The organism is Bacillus sp. MRMR6 (assembly GCF_001940785.1).
Taxonomy (GTDB): domain Bacteria; phylum Bacillota; class Bacilli; order Bacillales; family Cytobacillaceae; genus Neobacillus.
The window spans coordinates 1-21,788 of the sequence record NZ_MSLS01000049.1; the positions used below are offsets into that span (position 1 = coordinate 1).

Genomic DNA, 21,788 nt, shown 5'->3' on the forward strand with positions numbered 1-21,788 from the left:
TCCATTGTGTAAATGCTTTCCTCTACAGCTACACGCTTCGGAATTTCTTCACCAGCTAAGTATGCTTCAATCAAATCAACCATTTGCGGTCCAAACATTGGGTTACATTCCACTGTCACGTTCATTTTTCCAGCTGCCATTGCTTCAAATGCACCTTTTACTGCATCAACACCGATGATGGTAATGTCTTTACCTGGTACTAAGCCGTATTCTTCAATTGCTTGGATGGCTCCGATTGCCATATCGTCGTTATGGGCATACAATACATCAATGTTCTTTCCATCAGACTTTAAGAACGCTTCCATAACCTCTTTGCCTTTTGCACGTGTGAAGTCACCTGTTTGAGATTTGATAATTTTAAAGTTCGGGTGATCCTTAAGTACTTCTTCAAAGCCTTCTTTACGGTCAATCGCAGGTGCTGAACCTACAGTACCTTGCAGCTCAACGATATTTACATCGCCTTGTGCATCTGCCAATTCTTCCACTAACCAATTTCCTGCTTTTCTTCCTTCTTCAACGAAGTCTGAACCTAAGAAAGTTACCCAAAGTGAATCATCTTGGATATCAACCGCACGGTCTGAAAGGAATACSGGAATTCCTGCATCCTTTGCTTCCTGTAGWACCGTTTCAAATCCTGTTTCAACAACTGGAGAGAATACGATGGCATCTACCTTTTGTGCGATAAATGAACGAATTGCTTTAATTTGATTTTCTTGTTTTTGTTGAGCGTCAGAGAATTTTAATTCATGGCCAGCCGCTTTAATAGCTTCTTGCATGGATTTTGTGTTCGCTGTTCTCCATTCACTTTCTGCACCAACCTGAGAAAATCCTATGACTAATTTCTCACTATCCTTTGAACCGCCAGATCCGCTTTTCGCGTCATCTGTTTGTCCTCCCGTTCCAGTTGAGCCGCAGGCAGCTAATAGAAGCATGAGTGACATTAGTAAAAATAAAAGCGATTTTCCTTTAAACAATTTTTGCATAATGAATCCTCCTTTTTTCCAATTCACAACAATTTTCACTCAATTCCGTAAATTGGTATACGTTTATGTTAAAGCGTTTTCAGTTTAGATTGAATGGAATAACTTTCGAAAAAAATGTAATATATTTTGCACCTAAAAAACTATAAAACATAAAAACTAGATTTTTTTTAAAAAAAATGTATTTTTTTTCGACTTTTATAAATAGATACATATTACTACGTTTTTTACTTAAACTTTGGACATTGTATATTATTTATTTGTTTTGGTTTGAATTTACTTATAATAAACACCTTTTGGGAGAAAACATCATAGGTTCCATACTGTCTTTCCAAGACGGTATGCATAAAACATATTACATTTTTAAGAAATTTTTTCCTTTCTGGGAAGTAGACTTTTTCCAGCACCTTGTTTAATAAATCCGTTGCGTTTGACAAGTTGACTTTCAAGTTGTTTCATTGTTTCTAATGCAACACCTACAACAATTAACAAACTAGTTCCACCTATTTGTGCAGATGCCGGAAGGTCAGCAAACTTTATAAAGAATACAGGAAGAACTGATATCACTGCTAAGAATAGGCCACCTACGAAGGTTAAGCGATAAAGAGTTCTTGTTACATATTCTTGTGTGCTCTTTCCTGGGCGTATGCCAGGGATATAGCCACCTTGCTTTTTCAAATTTTCTGCCATTTGTTCTGGATTAACCTGTACAAAAGCATAGAAATAAGTGAAAGCAATAATCAAAGTAACATACATGATCATCCCAATGGATTGCGTATAGTCAAACGTTTTTTGAATCCACAATGTCACACCATTTTGACCAAAAAATGATGCAATCGTTGGCGGTGTAATAATGAAAGAAACTGCAAAAATAACCGGAATAACACCAGCAGCATTTACTTTTAAAGGTAAATGAGTAGAATGGTCACCAAGCGGACTATTGGCTACTAACTGCTTTGCATATTATATTGGAATTTTACGTAAAGCTTGTTGAATGAAAATAACACCCACTACAACCGCTATTACAGCTAATATAATCAATAGAACGGTTATGATACGTAAAAATAATTGTTCCCCTGCGTCTTGAAACTGCTGTACATAAATTTGGTTAATTGTTGTTGGAATAGCAGCTACGATACCAGCGAAAATAATAATGGAAATCCCATTTCCTACACCTTTTGCTGTAATTAACTCTCCTAACCACATTAAAAATGCAGTACCAGCAGTTAAGACAGTTGCAATAAGAAAATAAGTTGGGATTCCAGGATTTTCAATTAATAAACCACCAGCCATATTATTAAATCCATATGACATACCTAGTGCTTGAATAAACCCTAGCACAATTGTTCCATAACGAGTTAATTGTGCAAGTTTACGACGCCCAGCTTCACCTTGCTTAGACCATTCTGTAAACTTTGGAATTACGTCCATTTGGAGTAACTGAATGATAATGGATGCTGTGATATACGGCATAATACCCATAGCTAATATTGAATAATTCTGTAATGCACTGCCACCAAATGTATTAAGAATACCAAAAACATTTAGTTCGTCGTTCAGTTTTAAAACATCAGCATTAACACTAGGGACTGGTATGAACGTACCAATTCGAAAAAAATAACTAACATTAATAATGTAAATAAAATTTTATTTCTTACCTCACTAACACGCAAAAAATTGGTCATTGTTGAAAGCATTTTATCACCTCAGAAAAATTATTTTTTAAAGATTGTTGGTTTTATTTTAAAGCGTTTTCAAAAAAACGTTAATGGAATAACTTTCGAAAATAATGTAATATATTTTTGAACTTATAAAAACAAAGATAGACAAAACTATATTGTATTCGACAACTTTATTTGTCGATTTTGCTAGTACTTCCTGACATACATAAAAAAACTCTTGATTTCTTCAATTCATAAAATCTATTAGTATATTTCTATGTATTAATATAGTATTATTATAAAACGTTTACATTTGTCGAAATTGTATATGTTTTGAATATATTTAATTTCCTTCGCTCTTATATACTGAAATCTTATAAAAAGATAAAAAATTTTTTAAAAAATTGGAATATTTATTCTTTTATTGTAAAACATTTTAATTTTAGTATTATAGACCTAGGAGGGGGATAAAAGTGGATATACGTTATAGATTGTCCAATTTTTCGTTACGTACTAGATTAATTCTTGTCTTTATGGTCATCCTTCTTTTGCTTGCAGCCATTAACTGTGTACAAATCTACCTATTTCTTGGCTATGTTCGTCAGTATAATTCAATATTGGAAACGGTTACGTTAACAAATTCAATTAATGGTATTCTAAAACAACAGTTGAATGATGAAATTCGGGAAATCGCCTATGGTAAAGTTCCTTTTGAAGAAGGAACTCAGTATGATCATCTAAAGAACATGTATCAAAATCTAGATAAAATACAACTTGATGATAAATCTAGACAATTTACAAAGGAGATTGCTGAGGTTCGCCAAACATTAACCACAACCACCGAATATATTGATAAGCTGGGGCAACAAATTCAAGGAAAAGTTGCTGCAGATGAACGGAACACCACTTATGAATACATTACGATCCTATCAGGACTAATTGACGAAAAAGTACAATCTCTCTTGCAAACAACACTTATTGCTAAAGAACAATCTAAAGTGAAAATTTCCACAGATTTAAAAAGAGATATAACTATATATATATGTTCGTTTATAGGTGTTATCTTAACCTCATTATTATTTGCTTTGTTTATTTCTGGAAACTTTGTTAAGCCTATCCGCAGTTTAGGTCAAAAAGCGAACGAAATTGCTGAAGGTAATTTAACGGTTGGTGAAATTCCAATTCCTTCTAAAAACGAGATTGGAGATTTATGTAATTCGTTTAATCGTATGTTTTACAACCTTAAAGAAATCATATTAAGTGTAAGAAATACAAATGGTCTAGTTGTACTAACATCAAAAGATATCCACCAAAGTCTTCTTGAAAATCGCCTCGCAGGCGAAGATATCGCTGAAGCAACTCAAACTATTTCTATCAATCTTCATAAACAGGATGAATTAATCCATCAATCAGTATCAACTGTTGAAAATTTATTTAATAAATTCAATGATGTATTAATCAAATCAACCAAAATTAACCTACATTCTAGCGAAACGCAAGAAATGGCAAATGTGATTAATAGTAAAATTAATAGTTTAATAGAAGATTTTAATGAAATAAATCAAACCATGCAAACAGTAATAACTGAAAAAGAACTGTTACATAATTTAGCTAATGAAATGAAACAAGATATTACTCTAACTAGGCTGATAGCAAGGGAAAATAATATGTTATGTACATCTCTTCTTAGTAAAGCCTCAGAAAATAAATTAAATCAAAATATGGACGCATTACTAAGAATGAAGGAACTTTCTGAAGAATCGCTCACTATATCTAAAAAAACAGAAGATACATTTATTCCGTTTCTTAGCCGATTAACTTTTATTGAACAGCATTTGAATCAAAATCTTGAAAATTTCAGTAATAGCAATCTAAAATCATTGAAAATAAAGAATGAGTTTCAGGCCATACGCACGATTAGAGATCAACAGCAGATTGAAATTGATAACATTAAGGAAGCAATCCAAGATTCTTTCGAGCAAATGATTACAGTTCGCGAAATGATATCTGAAATTGAACATAGTTCCAATATCAGTAAAGAAGAAGTGATTGGAATTGCAGCAATGGGAGAAGAGCAGCTTACTACACTTGAGGAAGTTTCTGATGCATCATACAAACTTGTAGATCGTATTCAAAAGATGAAAGAAGATATTAGACAGTTTAAGATATAATTAAATGAAGTTGTTTACATTTTTTTGGAATTATCTCTTGTTATTATATCTAGAAGATTGGTTGGGTTTTAAATGAAAAACAAAAAATGGATCGTATCAAGTTTGCGTTCCAAATTACTTATCATGTTCCTTTTATTGACGGTCATTCCTCTCATTTTTGTTGGGATGATTTCCTATACTAAATCTCATGATATTGTTTCCGAAAACTCATATACATTAGCACAGCTTCAAATAGAGCAATTAAGCAGAGAATTTGATGTTATTTTTCAGGATATTATGTTATTTACTGAAATAGGAAAAAAGGAAAGTACTGTTCAATTTTTAATAGATAAAAAAGATACAGCTAATGAAGCGAATAGTATTTTAGGCTTAATAAGACTTTATAAAGAAAATTTCCAATATAGTGATAGCATTATGTATATCAAAATTATTGGACTAGAAGGGAAATCAGTGAGTGAGGATCGGGGAGTTCATCAATTAGATAGTAAAGCTTTAAAGAATCCAATATTTATCGAGCTCCTTGAGGATCCGACAAAAACAGTAATTCATTCGACATATAAAAACAGTACTCCTGCCCTTTCAATGACAAGTGCGATCGTTTCAGATGATTCGCATGAGGTAATTGGATTTATTAATATTATCCTTAAAACTTCTATATTCAAGGAAATTCTTCGTAAAGCATCATCACGAATCTCAGGAACCTTTTATGTTATTACTGAATCCAATGACACTTTATTTACATCACCTGAATTCGCCGAAATGTTACAACTGCCTAATAGACATATGATCGAAGGGCAAGTTTCTGGTTTTTTTGCAAAGGAACCTAACTTTTTCGTATTTAGTAAATCTGTATTTCCTGGATGGAAAGTCATCAGAATCGCTCCTTTATCAGACATTACAAAAGAAACAAATGATATTAAAAACCTTATCATCCTAACAGTAAGTTTCAGTATAATATTTACGATTGCATTATACTATTTTATTACATCTAAATTAATACTTCCCCTTCAAATCTTAAAGGAGAAAATGAATCAAGCTGCACACGGTGATTTACATGTAAAAATAGATAATAATGGTTCTGATGAAATTGCAGAACTCGGTGAAAATTTTAATATCATGATTTCTAAGATTAATTCTCTGCTAAAGAATAGCGTAGATAAACAGAAACAATTAAAAATCTCAGAATTACGAACACTGCAAGCACAAATCAATCCACATTTTTTATATAACACTCTTGAAACAATAATCTGGATGGCAGAAGCAAAAAAAAGCTCCGAGGTAATTGAAATAACAAAAGCATTGTCACATTTTTTTCGAATTTCGTTAAGCAAAGGGAAGGATTTGATTCCATTAGAAGACGAAATTAACCATATCCGAAATTATCTTATGATTCAAAAGCTGCGTTATCAAGATATATTAGACGTAACGTTTCATCTAAATGAAGATATTTTAAGTTATAAAATTATTAAACTAACACTACAGCCGCTTGTAGAGAATGCTATCTATCATGGAGTCAAAAGTAAGCGTGGTAAAGGATTCGTACGTATTCAAGGAGATTTTACCCCCGAAGGGTATATTTGTATTGATGTGATCGATAATGGTATCGGAATGAAAGAAGATCAGTTACTAGAAATACGAAAACAATTATTAAGCGGGGTGCCCTTTGAAAAAGATGAAGGTGGCTTTGGAATGGTGAATGTCCATAATCGAATCCATCTTCACTATGGATCACCATTTGGGTTAAAAATAAATAGCTGGTATGGTTCAGGAACTCGTGTTAGCTTAATCATTCCAGCAGAAAGGGGAGTAATATGAAAAAGGTTTTTTTAGTTGATGATGAAATTGCGATACGTCAAGGCATTGGGAATAGTATAGACTGGGAGAGTCAAGGGTTTATCTATTGTGGTGATGCTTCAGATGGTGAAGTTGCGCTCCCTTTAATAGAAAAGCACCAACCGGATATTGTGATTACAGATATTAAAATGCCTTTTATGGACGGTTTGGAGCTCAGTCAAATTTTACGCAAAAAAATGCCAAATATAAAAATTATTATTCTTAGTGGACATGACGAATTTGAATATGCAAGAGAAGCCATACGTATTCAAGTAACTGAATATTGTTTAAAGCCTGTAAGTTCACTGGACTTACTAAAAATACTAATTAAAGTATCTCTAAAAATTGATAATGAAGTAATGGACAAAAAAAGAATCGATGACTTGGAAAGCAAAATAAAGGAAACAAAAACGGAATCTAAAGATAAATTTTTGTATGAACTATGTCAAGGAGTATACAATACTTCCGAAGCCATTAGAGAAGCTACAAAATTCAATATCGATCTTTTTTCATCGTATTATTCTGTTATGATCATAGAATGTACTATTGAATCTAATCAGATTGACTGGATAGAAGATGAATTTAACTGTTTACGATTTAGTAGGAAGTTAAAAGAGAATATATATATTCTAAAGGGAGAATCAAAGGAACAACTAGAACATGCCACAAATATTTTAAGAGAACGCTTGCATACACATGAAGATTTTAATCCTGACAATGCTTTAGTATTTGGAATTGGAAGAGTAGAAGATCGTATTCAAGGCATTACCTCCTCTTTTAGTGAGGCAGATGAGGAAAAAAACTATTCAAGCATTATTCACAAATATCATTCCAAGGAAACTATGAGTGACATTGAGAGTAAAAAGGAATTACATCACTTTAACAGAAGAGATTTGATAGACTTTTTAAAATTCGGTTCTTCAAAAGATATTGTTAGTTTTTCACGTTCTTATTCTTCCTATCTTCAAGAAAGTAAAATGCACTCACCCTTTACGATATACCATTTTTTAATGGACTTTACCATTACAATTACTCATTATTTAAAAGAGACTGAATTGAATAGTCTTGAAATGATGCAACAAATTAGTCAGATTGAAGTGAAAGCAAGTTGGATTCGACATTATAACGATACCCTTTCTTATATGGAGGAAATGTTATACCTTGTTACAACAACAAAAGAATCCACAAATTCTAAATACTCTTCATTTGTCCAAATGGCAATGGAATATATTCACGATAACTATACGGACTCACAATTATCTCTACAGACGATCTCAACTGCTGTGAATGTAAGCGCATCCTATCTTAGTCATATATTTAGTCAAGAAACAGGTATAACGCTAATAGAATATTTAACGAACATCCGTATCGAAAAGGCAAAAGAGCTATTAAAAACAACAAAGAATAAAACCTATGAAATTGCTGAACAAGTTGGATATAGTGATTCACAGTATTTTTGTAAAACCTTTAAAAAAGTATCTGGGATGACAACAAAACAATTTAAAAATTTTGGTAGACTGCAGACCGTTTAACCATTTTCATTACACACACAATAATTTATAGGAAGGTGCTGTATTGGCCCTTTCTTTCACATTTAATTACATGATATTGCTGTTCTATCTTAAAGATTCTATTTCCACCTTTTTATAAAAGAATGGATTCACTGCTTCAAAACCATACTTATGAGGAGTGAAGATTGGTTCCGTACTCCCTGCAAAGAGTATACCACCAGATTTTAATGAACGATGGAACCGATGATAAAGTGCTTCTCTAACCACCTCTGTAAAATAAATCAGTACATTACGGCAAATAATTAAATCAAAATCACTCTCAAAGTCATCTACTAACAGATTTTGATGTTTAAATAGAACGGTTTCTTTAATAACATCAGAAATCACATAAGTTGAGCCTTCCTTCGTAAAGTATTTACGCTTAATCCCTTCAGGCACTTCTTTTAAGGAGCGTTCATGATAAACACCTTGTTGTGCTTTAAATAATATCGAATGATCAATGTCTGTTCCAAAAATAGACATTTGTGACAGTGGGATATGCTTAGCTAACATCATTGCCACAGAATAAGGTTCTTCCCCGCTAGAACAAGCAGCACTCCAAACCTTTATTGTGCCCTTTTCTTTTAATAACCCCGGAATTATTTCTTGATCTAAATACTCCCATTGTCTTTTATTTCTGAAGAACTCTGTTGTATTTATTGTCATTCTATTGAGGAATTCTTCAAAAGAAGTGTGGTTTTTTTCAAGCTCACAAAAAAGAGCAGCAAAACTTTCTAGCCCCTTTGCTTCTCTATAGGTATCTAATCTCCTTTTCATCTGTTTCTCTCCATAACTAGACAAGCTGATACCAGTCTTTTTTTCAAACAACTTGATAAATTTCTCATAATCGTTTTGCATTTGCAATCCCCTCACTTCTAATCTTACCAAAACTCCCCTTTTTCAGTTTATCAAATCCTAGTTGATTTATGAATTAAGGTATAGGTTAAGATGTGGCAGGTTGGCCAGCGTCTTGTTAAGTGAATTTTTTCCTCTTAAGTTTGACAATTTGCTGCTTGGCAGTTAGCCCAAAAGGACTCATTCCTTCATGGCTTTTTAATTCGCCTGTCTGGTTCCCTTTGTCTAGATGAATCAGGATAACTGTCCCTCACCAATTCCAACCGAAGTTGAAACATTGCTTGTTTACCGCTTGCGCTCATTAGATAGCTTTCTTAACATCCACTTTCCGTGCTTTTTACTCCAGCGACTTGTAATTGTTGCCACACCTCTTCTTGGCATTCTTTTCTGTTCTCCATTATTTTGAATGAATTTACGAAAATGGTTTCCATAAGAGTATTCCATTCTCCCAAACAATCATCCCAATTCTCACCCCAATTGGCATTAATGTATCTATAAGCTCGATAAGGCTTTTCAGAGGATGGCGCTGGATATCCTAACATATCTTCGATGCAATTTTCTAATATAAATGTTCTTTCTTCACCTACTACATCAAGAATTGGGGCTTTAAATCTCTCTGCTCCTTCTGTTCCAGCATCCTTGTCAATAACGGTATTCCTTCGATTACTTATCGATTTTCAATTTTACCTGATTATTTTCCCTCAAAACTATCTGCGATACGCACTCCACGTGCGCCGTCTGCGGAAACATATCAACCGGCTGAATGTATTTCACTTCGTATTTGCTACTGAGGGTTTGAATGTCTTTTGCCAATGTTGACGGGTTACAAGAGACATAAATCAGCTTTTCTGGCTGTACCTGTAAGATGGTTTGCAATAGCTGGTTGTCGAGGCCTGTTCTTGGCGGGTCAACGACGACTACATCTGGTTTCCAGCCCTTTTTCACCCATTTCGGCAGCACTTCTTCTGCTTTTCCTGGTACATATTTTGTATTGGTAAAGCCGTGGCGTTTTGCATTTTTCTTTGCATCCTCGATTGATTCAGGAATGATATCCATACCGCGAACTTCACCCGCTTGGTCAGCTAACCATAAACCAATTGTACCAACCCCGCAATAAGCATCGACTATTTTTTCAGAGCCTGTAAGAGCTGCAGCTTTTTTTACTTCATTATAAAGCTTAACGGTTTGCGTTGGATTTAATTGAAAGAAAGTCCTAGCAGATAGCTCAAATTGAAGGTCGCCTAATGTTTCCTGGATAAATTCACTTCCTGCTAAGGCGTTCGTTTCGTCACCAAATATTAACGAGGTTTTCTGACCATTAATGTTTTGGACGATTGACTTCGTATTCGGCAGTCTCTTTTGGATCTCTTCTATTATTTGTTCCTTTTTAGGCAGCTCTTTCTGCATCGTAATTAACACCACCTGAAGCTCGCCAGATTGTACGCCAACCCGAGTAACAATCGTTCTAATAATGCCTTTTCGAGATTTTTCGTTATAGATTGGGATTTTTAAATCCTCTAGAATCTTTTTAACGGCATTAACTGCTTCTGTTGTTTGAGAATGCTGAACAGCACAATGATCAATATCGATCAGCTGGTGCGAGTTCATGCCATATAAACCGGCCAGCACCTTTCCGTCTCTGCCAGCAACCTGAAAACTGCTTTTATTACGATAACCCCAAGGATCTTCCATTCCTAATGTGTCACGAATATCAAGCTTGTCGATAGACAATTTCGTATGGCGCTCAAGTGATTGAACAATGATGTCCCTTTTTTCCTTCAATTGTTGGTCATACTTTAAGTGCTGCAGCTGACAGCCTCCGCATTGCTCATAGTATGGGCATGGGGGTTGCACGCGGTGTGGAGATTTGATACGTATTTTTTTAATTTTCGCTTCAGCAAATTTAGGATTTATCTTTGTTGCCTCAACAACCACTTCTTCACCAGGAAGAGCCCCTGGAACAAAGACAACCTGCTTTTTAAAATAACCGACACCTTCCCCGTTAATACCTAACCGCTTAATGGTCAGCGGGAAAGTCTGTTTTTCTTTAATTTTAATTGCTTGATCCATTTTCATTCTGTTCACTCCAAATTATTCAATACTTCTCCATAAATATAATGAGGCATAGCTAAGGTATGGATCCCAGGCTTGCTTATATTGTTCCATTTCTTCTTTCGTTGGCTTTTTCTCCAAGCCATATAGCTTTTTGATTGCATTTTGAATCCCAATATCAGCAATTGGAAAAAGATTCGGCCGGCCTAGTCCAAATAACAAGAAATTTTCAATCGTCCATGCACCGATTCCGCGTATTTTGATAAGTTGATTAAAGATTTCTTCATCTGGCTCGTCCTTTAATGCTTCAAGGTCTAAACCATTATCCACTACTGCTTTCGCAATATCAATCACATATTCGGCCTTTCTGCCGCTAAACTGCAGCTCTCTTAATTTCTCCACCTTTAGGCTAGCAACTGTTTCTGGCTTAGGAAAGAACCAAACATCCTCTAGTTGATAACCAAAATTATGAACAAAACGTTCTGTAAGGGTATGGGCAAAGGACATATTCAATTGTTGATGGATGATTAATTTTACTAATGCGCCAAAAAGTTCAAAGTCCAACACAAGCGGCGTTCCATAATGCTCCTCGAAAATAGGCTTTAGGTCTGTTTTTTGGTAATAGTCATGGATTTGCGTTAATGATGTATTCCATTGAAAAATCTCATTTATTCTCTGAATGGCTGCTTCTTGCTGAGTACCATTGCTTTTTAAAATAAACGCAGGTTCGGCAGTCGTTCCAATTGCCTGTATCTCCACCACTTGTGCTGTACTCCCCATAATCACGGGCACCTTAATCCAGCGTTCTTCAATCGAAAGCTTTTTTAATGGGTCAATCGAATGCCTTTCTAGTACACGATCAAAATTAAATGGTCCTTCAATACGAATCGTTTCTTGCCACACAGTTTTTCCCGTCCTTCATCATTTTCCCCGTATTATAGCATGGATATTAGGAAAAAGCCGAATTCTAGGGAATTCGGCTACTTTTTCTTAGGATATTCATCAAGGCTTTTAAAGGTATAGCCTTTCTTTTTCAAATCTTGTATCACTTTTTCAAGAGCATCCGCATTATCCTTCGAAACGGTATGTAACAGCATGACACACCCTGGATGAATTTGCTTCATAATATTGTCGTACGAATATTGCCAGCCCTTTTGATCGTTAATATTCCAATCCACAAAGGCAAGCGACCAGAAAACGTGGGTATAGCCCTCTTCGTTAGCAAGTTGCATCGTTCGTTCACTGAAAACCCCTCTAGGCGGTCGTAAATACTTCATTTCCTTTTGACCTGTTAACTCTTTCGTCTTTTCTTTCACTTTTCTAAGCTCTTCCCGAACCCTTTCATCACTCACTTGTGTCATATCCGGGTGATGCCACGAGTGGTTGCCAATAATATGCCCCTCATCAACCATTCTCATTGTTAACTCTGGCTGGGAAAGCAGATAATGTCCTGTCACAAAGAACGTTGCAGGCACCTTTTCTTTTTTCAGGACATCGAGCACTTTACCTGTATATCCTTGTTCATACCCGTTATCGAAGGTTAAATATAAGGTTTTGCTGCTTGGATCGCCCTTGTAAAAAGCACCGTACTTCTCAAGCAGCTGGTCGTACTCCGCACCTGCCTCTGGCGGCACTTCATTAACTGCCTTCTTAAATCCCCAATGGATCGGCTTGTTGGAAATTGCACCGAACGAAACTTGAGGTCCTAGCAACAGCAGAAAACTAAGAAAGAATAACAACTTTTTCATCATGGTCCCCCTATTTTGTTTTTATTAGTGTTTGATTGATTGGGGAAAACATGACTAACAGAAATAGGAAATAATTTAGGTTGGTGATAGACACGGCCTTTATTTTGGCCTGTGGAGTGGAGTTTAAGGATGGAGAGTATATAAGTTGCTGCTCTTTGAGATGGGAGTCGAAGAAATTCACGTAACTCTGCATTTGTTATGGTAGGCTTTATTAGAAGAAAGTAGTCATTTATTGCTTCGATAAAGGCGTCCTTTGAATATAAAAGGCATTCTGAGCATTTCCACTCCTTCCTGTAATAGTCCATCTTTAGAGTTTTGCAATTCGGACATGATACCCCAGTTAGTATCTCACTTCTTTCGATACCCAACTCTTCAGAGATATTTACAATTAGTGGAGTATGCTTCTTCAAAAGCAAATGTCTTAACCTGTTAATGGCTTGCTTATCAAAGCTTTCCTTATAATTAAACTTTTCAAACCTGTGCAACTCCTTTAATAGGTCTTCAGCTTTACATACCTTTTTATGTCCCTCTGTATAACCTTGAGTAATTCTTAGCTCTGTCGAGGATCTTGTAATAACAACGAGGTCTTCCATTGGAATGGCGGGAAACTTGTATTCATCTAGAAAGTACTTTAGAAGGATTTTGTGGCGGGTTACTTGGGCTACGGGATTTTGATAAGTCTCACTATTCTCATTGTATTGTTGAGTTAATTGGTGTTTATCTATCGTTAGGATTCCAGCATTATTTTTTGACTCGAGAACAAAAATTATCTTAGAGGTGACAAGCAAACCATCTATCTGAAAAAAGGAATTACCAATTGGGAGGCGTAGTCCATGGTAGATTTGAAACTTATCTTTAGGGAATAAGCTTAAGAAGTAATGTAATGTTTTTTCCCCTTGGTGTCCTGAGATTAAATTTCGTAATTTCAGCTCCAAATCCGGCCTTTTTATGTGATTTCTTGCTAATCTCCTATCACACGCTTCTGCCTGAAGTAGTGAATGGGGTTTTTCTAGGTCCAATATGAACAAATTGATCCCTCCTTTTAATTTACAGGATATATTCTGTAAAAATTTCACAAATCCTGCATTCAATTTGTGAACGTTTTAAGCTATTTATTATGTTTGAAAAATATATCTACAAAAATTTAGTGGATATCTACAAATTTAAGAGCGATATCTACAATTAATAAGCAGATATCTACAAATTCCAGCCGGATATCTACAAATCCATAAAAAACGTAAATAAAGGTAGCCGTCCTGCGGCTACCCAAATACCTTATTTAAAAACCTTCTCCTTAAACTGAGCCAATTTCTCCAATGATGATTTGTCGACGTCGGCGTGCAGACTGTTTCCGTGTGAATCCATGGTGACAACGGCTGTGAAACCTTCGACCTGCAGATGCCACATCGCTTCTGGGATTCCGAACTGCATTAAATCTACACCCTCAACGGACTTGATACAATCAGCATAATATTGTGCTGCCCCGCCGATTGCGTTCAAATATACGCCTCCATGTTCTTCAAGAGCAGCTAAGGTACGAGGGCCCATGCCGCCTTTACCAACGACCGCACGAATGCCAAATCTCTTCATAATATCGCCTTGGTATGGTTCCTCACGAATGCTCGTTGTCGGGCCGGCTGCTTTAACATGCCAATTACCTTCTTTATCCTTCAACATAACTGGACCGCAGTGATAAATGACTTGGCCATTTAAATCTACGGGAGAATCATGCTCAGATAAATATTTATGAATCGCATCACGGCCTGTGTACATCATTCCATTGATTTGAACGACGTCGCCGACTTTTAATTCACGTATTTGCTCTTCTGTAATTGGCGCTTGTAGCGTTATGACCTTTTCAGAAAGAGTAGCAGCAGCTTCCTTCTCTGCTTCTGTCTGAGCAAAATCGATAAATTCACCTTCCTGGTACATCCACTCATTGATTTCCCCGCTAACTGGATCAATGCTTACACCCATGCGGCGGTATGCCCAGCAATTGTACGCAACAGAGACGAAAAAGCTTGCTGGAATCCGGTTCATAACCCCGACTTTACAACCAAGTAATGTTGCCTCGCCTCCAAAGCCCATCGTCCCGATTCCTAATTTATTGGCATTTTCCATTACATACTCTTCAAGCTTACGTAGGTCTTCATGAGGATTCACGTCTTCGACCGAACGGAATAATTGTTCTTTGGCCAAATCGTAGCCTGATGAGCGGTCCCCGCCAATTCCTACTCCAATGAAACCAGCGCTGCAGCCTTGGCCCTGTGCTTGGTAAACAGAGTGCATAATGCATTTGCGAATTCCATCAAGGTCACGGCCAGCACGTCCTAACCCGTCCAATTCACATGGCAGACTATACTGGATGTTTTTGTTTTCACAGCCGCCGCCCTTTAAAATTAGACGAACGTCGATATAATCCTTTTCCCATTGGTCAAACTTCATGACAGGGAGTCCTGCTCCAAGGTTGTCCCCGCTGTTTTCACCGGTTAACGAGTCAACGGAGTTCGGACGCAGCTTTCCTTCTTTCGTAGCAATCACAATGGCATTTTTAATCGCTTCTTTTATTTCCAGCTGGTTTACACCCACGGGAGTTTTAATTTTAAAGGTTGGTAAACCTGTATCCTGACAGATTGGCGACACTTGATCATCCGCCATTTTAATGTTATTCGTAATCGTAGCAAGGCTCATGGCCGCACTAGTACCAGCATTCTCTTTTTCCTTAGCCGCTTTTACTGCTCGGCGGACGTCTTTTGGAAGCTTTGTAGAAGTTTCAACTACCAGTTTGTACATACTTTCTTGAAATTTAGTCATATTCACAATCAAGTACCCCTTTCCCCTAGTCCCGTTGTTAATCTATTTAATAATTACAATTATTTGACGATTTCTATTATACTCCTATCAACACAGGATTTAAAGGATAAGCTGTAAACGCTCTCTAAAGCAAAAAAAAGAGCCTGTACTATACAGACTCACTAACCTCACGATTATTAAATTCGCGGCACTTTGATTCGAGTTCATCAATCATTTTAATGAGGTTATCGATATCATCAAGATCAGTATCCTCTGGATCAATCGCCTCGAGTACGTCTATAAACATATTTAAGCGATGCTTTAAAAAATCAACCTGTGCGTTTTTATCATGAGTTGGACTTCCCATGAGAATCACTCCTTTCTCAATGCTTACTATCCTATCTTAATGAAAAGACTTTCGCAACCTACTGAAAAAAGAGACCCCTATGGTTCAAATGCATAGGGGTGGTTGCCAATGATTATCTTGGACGCTCAGACGCAGCAAAGCCAAATGAAACATAATCTTGGACTGGAATCCAAGCACCAATTCCTTGTGAAGTAACATTTTTAATAATAATTGTTTTTTTGTTTCCTTTTAGCATTAAATATACTTCTCCGTATGTCACCTTCCCCTTTTCATTAACAGCAGGTGCATAGGCATACAGGTAGCCGAGGCGATTTACAGGGATATTGTAAACATGATCATTCTTGGTCCCCGCACCAATAATCGTATCAAAAGAAAGTGGCAAGCGCGTTTTTTCCATCGCTTTTAGGAGCATCATCTTCTTTACATCTTCAGAATTTGCAATCTTAGAGGTTAAACCACCTCTAACAATTTTTTGTGCCTCCTGTACATAATGAATCTGATAGGGAACCTTAGCGCCTCGATTATCATAGTAGTTTGTATTAATTTTTTGATATTCCCAGTTAGGCGAGGTTTCAGTTGATTCATAATTCAATGGCCATTGTCCGAGATATACGATGGCACGGTAACCTAAAGCAAACGGACTACTATTAATACTCGACTCATTTAACATTCGGATCAAATCAGGATTCTCAATTTTAACCTTTGATGAATCTATTAGCTTTTGCGTTAAATCACTTGGCTGCAATAGCGGTAAATCTTGAGTTGAATTAGGATACGTATTTTCCTTTGTAATGTTACGAACAGAACCTGGTACCTGATATTTTACCGGTTCTTTCTTTTCAGGTGCCTTTTCAGCAGATACAGCCGGTAAAAAACTTAACATTAAGATCAGTGGCATAAGGACAGAAATCATTTTTTTCACTTTTAGCTAAACTCCTTTCAATCTATAGCAATTATCATCACTAAACATAGTTTTTTCGGAGTTGTATAATTTTATCCATTCAACAAGTTATTTCAAAATTTCTCTTGTAGCTTTTTTTCCTTTTCTAAAAGCCTAGTCATTAACTTTTCAAAATATGGGAAAAACAACTGAATGGAAGGTCCAATCGCAAATGTAATAATAAGCGTCCCCAAGCCAATAGGCCCTTTAAGGAAGAAAGCAGGAATTAAGGCGGCAATTTCACCAATTGTCTTAGCGATAGTTAAGTTCACTTTAAAGCGTTCCTTTATCGCTAGCATCAGGTTATCGATAGGGCTCGCTGGAAACTTCGCCTGCAAATAAATTGATGCTCCAAGACCAACAGTAAGGATTCCGAGGATTAGAGTTATAAATTGAAGTACAAATGAATGGACACTCCATGTTTCAAAAATCATCAACAGCCAAAAATCAACTAGTAATCCTACGATAATAATAGTAATAAGCGAAAGAAATTCAGGCTTACGTTTCACCAGGTAAGCATTCACAAAGAGAATTACAGCACCATCGATCATGACCCATGTTCCGACCGTTAAGCCAATCCTCTCGGTCAGTGCGACATTCAGTGCATCCCATGCTCCAGCACCAAGATCCGCTTTTATCGTTAAGCAGATACCCAGAGTAAGAATAAACAAGCCAATGAAAAAAAATGAAAAACGATATAAAAATGCCATTTTATTCTCCTAAAAATTTAATAAAAAAAATCACAAAAATAATAATCAGAACATTTACAAAATTCATTCTATCATTTATAATACAAATAACCTTAAAAAAGGAGGGCAGTAATCAATCGACTAACCAGTACAATAAGGAGGTTGGGATTCCCGTCTTATATGAAAATTTTCAACACTCGTGTTTCACTTCATAACTAAACATGAAGGTTGGTGATTGATGGACCCAGAAAGAAGCGATTGATTGATTCAGAAGTTGAATAATGCCTAATAATTATAGCACAATTAACGAGAATTACTCCGTACATCGAAAATGATTCTTTAAAAAGAGACTCTGAGCCTTTTTGGTTCAGAGTCTTTCTATTCCCTCTTAACAATAAGGATATTTTTCTCTTGCAAATACCCAGTATTCTCGTTACCATCATTTAGTAATGATTAGAATGAATACGAGGGTAATCAGATGAACAATAAAATTAATAAATTCCATTTTTGGATCTTGGTATCCATTGTAGCGGTCTCTGGCTTTTCGCAAGGAATGCTTTTGCCGTTAATCGCCGTAATCTTTGAGAAGGATGGAGTTTCTTCCTCCTTAAATGGACTAAATGCCACTGCCTTGTACATAGGTATTCTACTGGTTTCACCCTTTATGGAAATCCCTCTTAGGAAATATGGCTATAAACCAGTTATCATTATTGGTGGAGCATTGGTCTTTATCGCACTTGGCTTGTTCCCTTTATGGAAATCCTTTTGGTTTTGGTTTGTTTTACGGCTGTTTATTGGGATTGGTGACCATGCCCTTCATTTCGCGACTCAAACCTGGATTACTTCCTCTTCCCCACAGGAAAGGCGTGGGAGAAACATTTCATTATATGGCTTGTTCTTTGGAATTGGATTTGCAGTAGGACCTTTAATGACACCTTTAGTCAATGTAAATGAAACCCTGCCCTTCATCGTTTCCTCTATACTATGTTTAGCTGGCTGGGTATTTGTATTCTCATTGCCAAATGACTTCCCTGAACAGGAGCTTGGAGTGAATTCGTTTTTTAATACGATTAAAAGATTTAAGAATGCCTTGAAATATGGCTGGGTAGCATTTCTTCCGCCCTTTTGCTATGGTTTCCTGGAATCGTCCCTAAATGGGAGCTTTCCAGTGTACGCTTTACGAATTCAAATTGATGTTACGAGTGTTTCGCTTGTCCTAACAGCCTTCGCCATTGGCAGTATTATCACCCAATTGCCACTTGGAATATTAAGTGATCAGTATGGCCGCCGGAACATTTTAATGATTGTGCTGCTGTTGGGATTTTTTAGTTTTACTGCCGCCAGTATTTTTGAACATTCAACAATTGGCCTAATCATTAGTTTCTTTGTTTCTGGAATGTTGGTTGGTTCTACCTTTTCACTTGGCATCAGCTATATGACTGATCTAGTTCCGAAAAACTTATTAGCCACAGGTAATCTGCTTTGCGGGATTTTCTTTAGTCTTGGGAGCTTAAGCGGCCCAATCATTGGCGGACTGTTCATTCAATATTTAAAGAATATCAGCTTTTTCTCGATTATTAGCACGATGTTATTAATTCTTGCGCTTGTCATTTTTACATTTGGTAAAAAACCTTACTCCTTAATCAGCCAACAAAACTAAGAGCATTTTTATATCCGTAACCATAAAATCTATGGTAAGATGGAATTAACTTAATATTTATCTTTGGAAAACTGCTGTCATCTATTTGATGACAGCTTTCGTGTTTTTTTAGGGTACTGATTTTGATTTTTATTCTCAATTGAGGGAGGGATTGGCATGAGCGCTGAAGCAAAAACACTAGCAAACGGAATGCAGCATGAAGGATTTATTGAAAAGGTAAAACTGCATGGGGAATTAATTGCAGCAGGCATAAGCGGAGTCTTAATTGCTGCCGGCTGGCTGTTAGACAGGATGGATGCAAATGTCCCTTCTATTATCGCATATCTATTAGCTTTTATTATTGGAGGTTTTGCGAAAGCAAAGGAAGGCATTGAGGCAACCTATGAAAATAAAGAACTGAATGTTGAAATGTTGATGATTTTTGCGGCAGTGGGTTCCGCGATCATTGGCTACTGGACTGAAGGTGCCATTCTCATATTTATCTTCGCAGTAAGTGGGGCACTAGAGACGTATACGATGAACAAAAGTCATAAAGAAATCTCCTCTTTAATGGAGCTCCAGCCTGAAGAGGCTCTGCTGATACGGAATGGAATAGAAAAAAGAGTTCATGTTTCCGAATTGGTGGTTGGTGACCAGATTCTAGTTAAGCCGGGAGAAAGAGTTCCGGCCGATGGAATGATTATTACAGGACACACAAATATTGATGAAGCGGCCATCACCGGTGAGTCTATGCCTGTTTCAAAAAGTAAGGCGGAAGAGGTATTTGCCGGCACAGTGAATTTAACAGGAGCGATTACGGTCCAAACGACGAAAGCTAGTAATGAAACACTTTTTCAAAAAATAATCCTGCTTGTACAATCGGCTCAGAGTGAAAAGTCGCCATCACAGTTATTTATTGAGCGGTTTGAAGGAACATATGTGAAAACAGTGCTGGCAGTTGTATTATTAATGATGGTCCTTCCCCACTTTTTACTGGGCTGGAGCTGGGAGGAATCATTTTACCGGGCGATGATTTTGCTCGTTGTAGCATCACCTTGTGCCCTGGTTGCTTCGATTATGCCGGCCACTTTATCCGCCATCTCTAATGGAGCCAAACATGGAATCTTGGTAAAAGGCGGAGTCCACTTAGAGAATTTAAGCCAATTGGAGGCGATTGCCTTTGATAAGACAGGGACACTCACAAAGGGGAAACCAGAAATAACAGAGGTATTTGTTAAGGAGGGTTTGAATGAAGAAGATCTGCTATGGAAGGCTGCCAGTATTGAAAATCATTCCAATCATCCTTTAGCACAATCCATTGTTAAACATGTTAAGAAACTCATTAAGAAGGAACTGATTTCACCAACTAATTTAGAGGATTTTGCGGGCTGGGGCGTAAAAGCTGAGATTGACGGTGACCAGTGGAAAATTGGAAAAGCTGAATTTGTTGGAATAGAATCAGTCAAGTCCTTTGCAGACGGTAAAGCAGAAGAGCTTGCGAGCCTTGGCAACACGCTGGTGTACGTGCAGATCAATGGAAACCTTTCTGCCATGATTGCTTTAAAAGATGTGGTGCGAGCAGAAACGAAACTAGCCATTGATCACCTTAAGAAACAAGGCATTTATACCGTTATGCTGACAGGCGACAGTGAAAAGACGGCCAAAGCTATTGCAGCAGAAAGCCACGTTGACCAGTATTTTGCCGAATGCCTGCCGGAAGAAAAGGTAGAGCAGCTAAAGCAATTGAAAAAGAAGTACAAAACGATTGCAATGGTTGGGGATGGGATTAACGATGCACCGGCATTAGCCACGGCTAATATCGGCATTGCCATGGGTGAAGGAACGGATGTAGCCCTAGAGACGGCGGATGTTGTTTTAATGAAAAATGACCTAACGCGTATATCGGAAGCAATTAATTTATCCAAGAGGATGAATCGGATTATTAAGCAAAATGTGATTTTTTCGCTTACGGTCATTATGCTATTGATTTCTTCTAACTTCTTTCAGCTAGTCGATTTGCCTCTAGGAGTTATTGGCCATGAAGGAAGCACCATTCTCGTCATTCTTAACAGCCTTAGACTTTTAAAGAATTAGAAAACTTGGCATTCGCCAAGTCCTTAAGGCGAGTGCCTTAGTTTTTCTTATGCGTTAGGAAAGTATAAATTTGAAAAACTTTATACTTTCCTATTAGCTTAGTAAAAGACCGAGCTCAAGTAAAATGTACCCGATAGTGTAGACACTTATAAAAAAGTCTACCTACCGGGTACTTTTTTGTATAATTAAGAAAAATGGGGATTGGGGAACAGCAGAAATGAGTAAAAAAGTATTAGCAGAGAAAGAGATTAAGTTACTTTCAAATAACCCTTATGTTAAGTCAGTTAGTCCAAAGGGGGTTACTTACACCGATGAATTTAAGAATATTTTTATTTCAGAAAATGAAAAGGGAAAATTACCTAGACAGATATTTGAGGAATGTGGATTTGATATTGATGTTCTAGGAATTGACAGAG

General features: G+C 36.7%; 16 protein-coding genes and 1 pseudogene. 6 read left to right on the forward strand and 11 right to left on the reverse strand.

Features of this window, described 5'->3' with window-relative positions; translation table 11 throughout:
* Together BTR25_RS25280 and secY are read right to left on the reverse strand one after the other, a co-directional pair.
* A partial coding sequence (locus tag BTR25_RS25280; RefSeq protein ID WP_175596896.1) for an ABC transporter substrate-binding protein occupies positions 1-983 on the reverse strand: 983 nt, incomplete at its 3' end.
* Positions 984-1,343: 360 nt separating this feature from the next.
* Positions 1,344-2,677: pseudogene (gene secY, locus BTR25_RS25285) on the reverse strand (preprotein translocase subunit SecY).
* 437 nt (positions 2,678-3,114) lie between these two features.
* Here secY and BTR25_RS25290 point away from each other — a divergent pair.
* The 3 genes from BTR25_RS25290 (at position 3,115) to BTR25_RS25300 (ending at position 8,177) form a co-directional block, all read left to right on the forward strand.
* Complete coding sequence (locus BTR25_RS25290; protein ID WP_075690740.1) at positions 3,115-4,812, forward strand: methyl-accepting chemotaxis protein; 1,698 nt, start codon at positions 3,115-3,117, stop codon at positions 4,810-4,812.
* A gap of 72 nt (positions 4,813-4,884) precedes the next feature.
* Positions 4,885-6,627: a sensor histidine kinase gene (locus BTR25_RS25295; RefSeq protein WP_075690741.1), complete on the forward strand. Its 1,743-nt coding sequence runs from the start codon at positions 4,885-4,887 to the stop codon at positions 6,625-6,627.
* The gene (locus BTR25_RS25300) at positions 6,624-8,177 is read left to right on the forward strand and encodes a response regulator (protein ID WP_075690742.1); all 1,554 of its coding nucleotides are present in this window, start codon (positions 6,624-6,626) and stop codon (positions 8,175-8,177) included. Before BTR25_RS25295 ends, BTR25_RS25300 begins: the two co-directional genes overlap by 4 nt.
* Positions 8,178-8,261: 84 nt before the next feature.
* Here the strand turns inward: BTR25_RS25300 and BTR25_RS25305 are convergent, their stop codons facing one another.
* The 9 genes from BTR25_RS25305 to BTR25_RS25350 form a co-directional block, all read right to left on the reverse strand.
* Positions 8,262-9,053 (reverse strand): CheR family methyltransferase, encoded by a 792-nt coding sequence (locus BTR25_RS25305; RefSeq protein ID WP_075690743.1) that lies wholly within the window; start codon positions 9,051-9,053, stop codon positions 8,262-8,264.
* A 660-nt stretch (positions 9,054-9,713) separates the two neighbouring features.
* Entirely contained in the window at positions 9,714-11,126 is a 1,413-nt protein-coding gene (gene rlmD / locus BTR25_RS25315) for a 23S rRNA (uracil(1939)-C(5))-methyltransferase RlmD (RefSeq protein WP_075690745.1), read from the reverse strand.
* A gap of 15 nt (positions 11,127-11,141) precedes the next feature.
* Positions 11,142-12,005 (reverse strand): DNA-3-methyladenine glycosylase family protein, encoded by an 864-nt coding sequence (locus BTR25_RS25320; RefSeq protein WP_075690746.1) that lies wholly within the window; start codon positions 12,003-12,005, stop codon positions 11,142-11,144.
* 77 nt (positions 12,006-12,082) lie between these two features.
* Positions 12,083-12,850 (reverse strand): delta-lactam-biosynthetic de-N-acetylase, encoded by a 768-nt coding sequence (pdaA, locus tag BTR25_RS25325; RefSeq protein ID WP_075690747.1) that lies wholly within the window; start codon positions 12,848-12,850, stop codon positions 12,083-12,085.
* Entirely contained in the window at positions 12,850-13,878 is a 1,029-nt protein-coding gene (locus BTR25_RS25330; RefSeq protein WP_075690748.1) for a nuclease-related domain-containing protein, read from the reverse strand. The genes pdaA and BTR25_RS25330 overlap by 1 nt, the downstream gene beginning before the upstream one ends.
* 247 nt (positions 13,879-14,125) lie before the next feature.
* The gene (locus tag BTR25_RS25335) at positions 14,126-15,664 is read right to left on the reverse strand and encodes a fumarate hydratase (protein ID WP_175596897.1); all 1,539 of its coding nucleotides are present in this window, start codon (positions 15,662-15,664) and stop codon (positions 14,126-14,128) included.
* A gap of 148 nt (positions 15,665-15,812) precedes the next feature.
* On the reverse strand, positions 15,813-16,010 hold the full coding sequence (locus tag BTR25_RS25340) for an SE1561 family protein (RefSeq protein WP_075690749.1): 198 nt from the start codon (positions 16,008-16,010) through the stop codon (positions 15,813-15,815).
* Between the two features lie 112 nt (positions 16,011-16,122).
* A complete protein-coding gene (locus BTR25_RS25345; protein ID WP_483295287.1) occupies positions 16,123-16,893 on the reverse strand; it encodes a YfkD family protein in 771 nt (256 codons plus the stop codon).
* A 131-nt stretch (positions 16,894-17,024) separates the two neighbouring features.
* Positions 17,025-17,660, reverse strand: a complete 636-nt coding sequence (locus tag BTR25_RS25350; RefSeq protein ID WP_075690751.1) for a YczE/YyaS/YitT family protein — start codon at positions 17,658-17,660, stop codon at positions 17,025-17,027.
* Between the two features lie 457 nt (positions 17,661-18,117).
* On the opposite strand from BTR25_RS25350, the gene BTR25_RS25355 reads away from it, so the two are divergent.
* The 3 genes from BTR25_RS25355 to BTR25_RS25365 form a co-directional block, all read left to right on the forward strand.
* Complete coding sequence (locus tag BTR25_RS25355) at positions 18,118-19,299, forward strand: MFS transporter (RefSeq protein WP_139311342.1); 1,182 nt, start codon at positions 18,118-18,120, stop codon at positions 19,297-19,299.
* A gap of 156 nt (positions 19,300-19,455) precedes the next feature.
* Entirely contained in the window at positions 19,456-21,372 is a 1,917-nt protein-coding gene (locus tag BTR25_RS25360; protein ID WP_075690752.1) for a heavy metal translocating P-type ATPase, read from the forward strand.
* A 217-nt stretch (positions 21,373-21,589) separates the two neighbouring features.
* On the forward strand, positions 21,590-21,788 hold a 199-nt coding region (locus BTR25_RS25365), incomplete at its 3' end, for an HTH domain-containing protein (RefSeq protein WP_083652563.1).

Coding starts and splice junctions, on each gene's coding strand:
- BTR25_RS25295 (WP_075690741.1), top strand. CDS start 4,885: ATGAAAAACAAAAAATGGATCGTATCAAGTTTGCGTTCCAAATTACTT.
- BTR25_RS25300 (WP_075690742.1), top strand. CDS start 6,624: ATGAAAAAGGTTTTTTTAGTTGATGATGAAATTGCGATACGTCAAGGC.
- BTR25_RS25305 (WP_075690743.1), bottom strand. CDS start 9,053: ATGCAAAACGATTATGAGAAATTTATCAAGTTGTTTGAAAAAAAGACT.
- rlmD (WP_075690745.1), bottom strand. CDS start 11,126: ATGAAAATGGATCAAGCAATTAAAATTAAAGAAAAACAGACTTTCCCG.
- pdaA (WP_075690747.1), bottom strand. CDS start 12,850: ATGAAAAAGTTGTTATTCTTTCTTAGTTTTCTGCTGTTGCTAGGACCT.
- BTR25_RS25335 (WP_175596897.1), bottom strand. CDS start 15,664: ATGACTAAATTTCAAGAAAGTATGTACAAACTGGTAGTTGAAACTTCT.
- BTR25_RS25340 (WP_075690749.1), bottom strand. CDS start 16,010: ATGGGAAGTCCAACTCATGATAAAAACGCACAGGTTGATTTTTTAAAG.
- BTR25_RS25345 (WP_483295287.1), bottom strand. CDS start 16,893: ATGTTAAGTTTTTTACCGGCTGTATCTGCTGAAAAGGCACCTGAAAAG.
- BTR25_RS25350 (WP_075690751.1), bottom strand. CDS start 17,660: ATGGCATTTTTATATCGTTTTTCATTTTTTTTCATTGGCTTGTTTATT.
- BTR25_RS25355 (WP_139311342.1), top strand. CDS start 18,118: ATGAACAATAAAATTAATAAATTCCATTTTTGGATCTTGGTATCCATT.
- BTR25_RS25360 (WP_075690752.1), top strand. CDS start 19,456: ATGAGCGCTGAAGCAAAAACACTAGCAAACGGAATGCAGCATGAAGGA.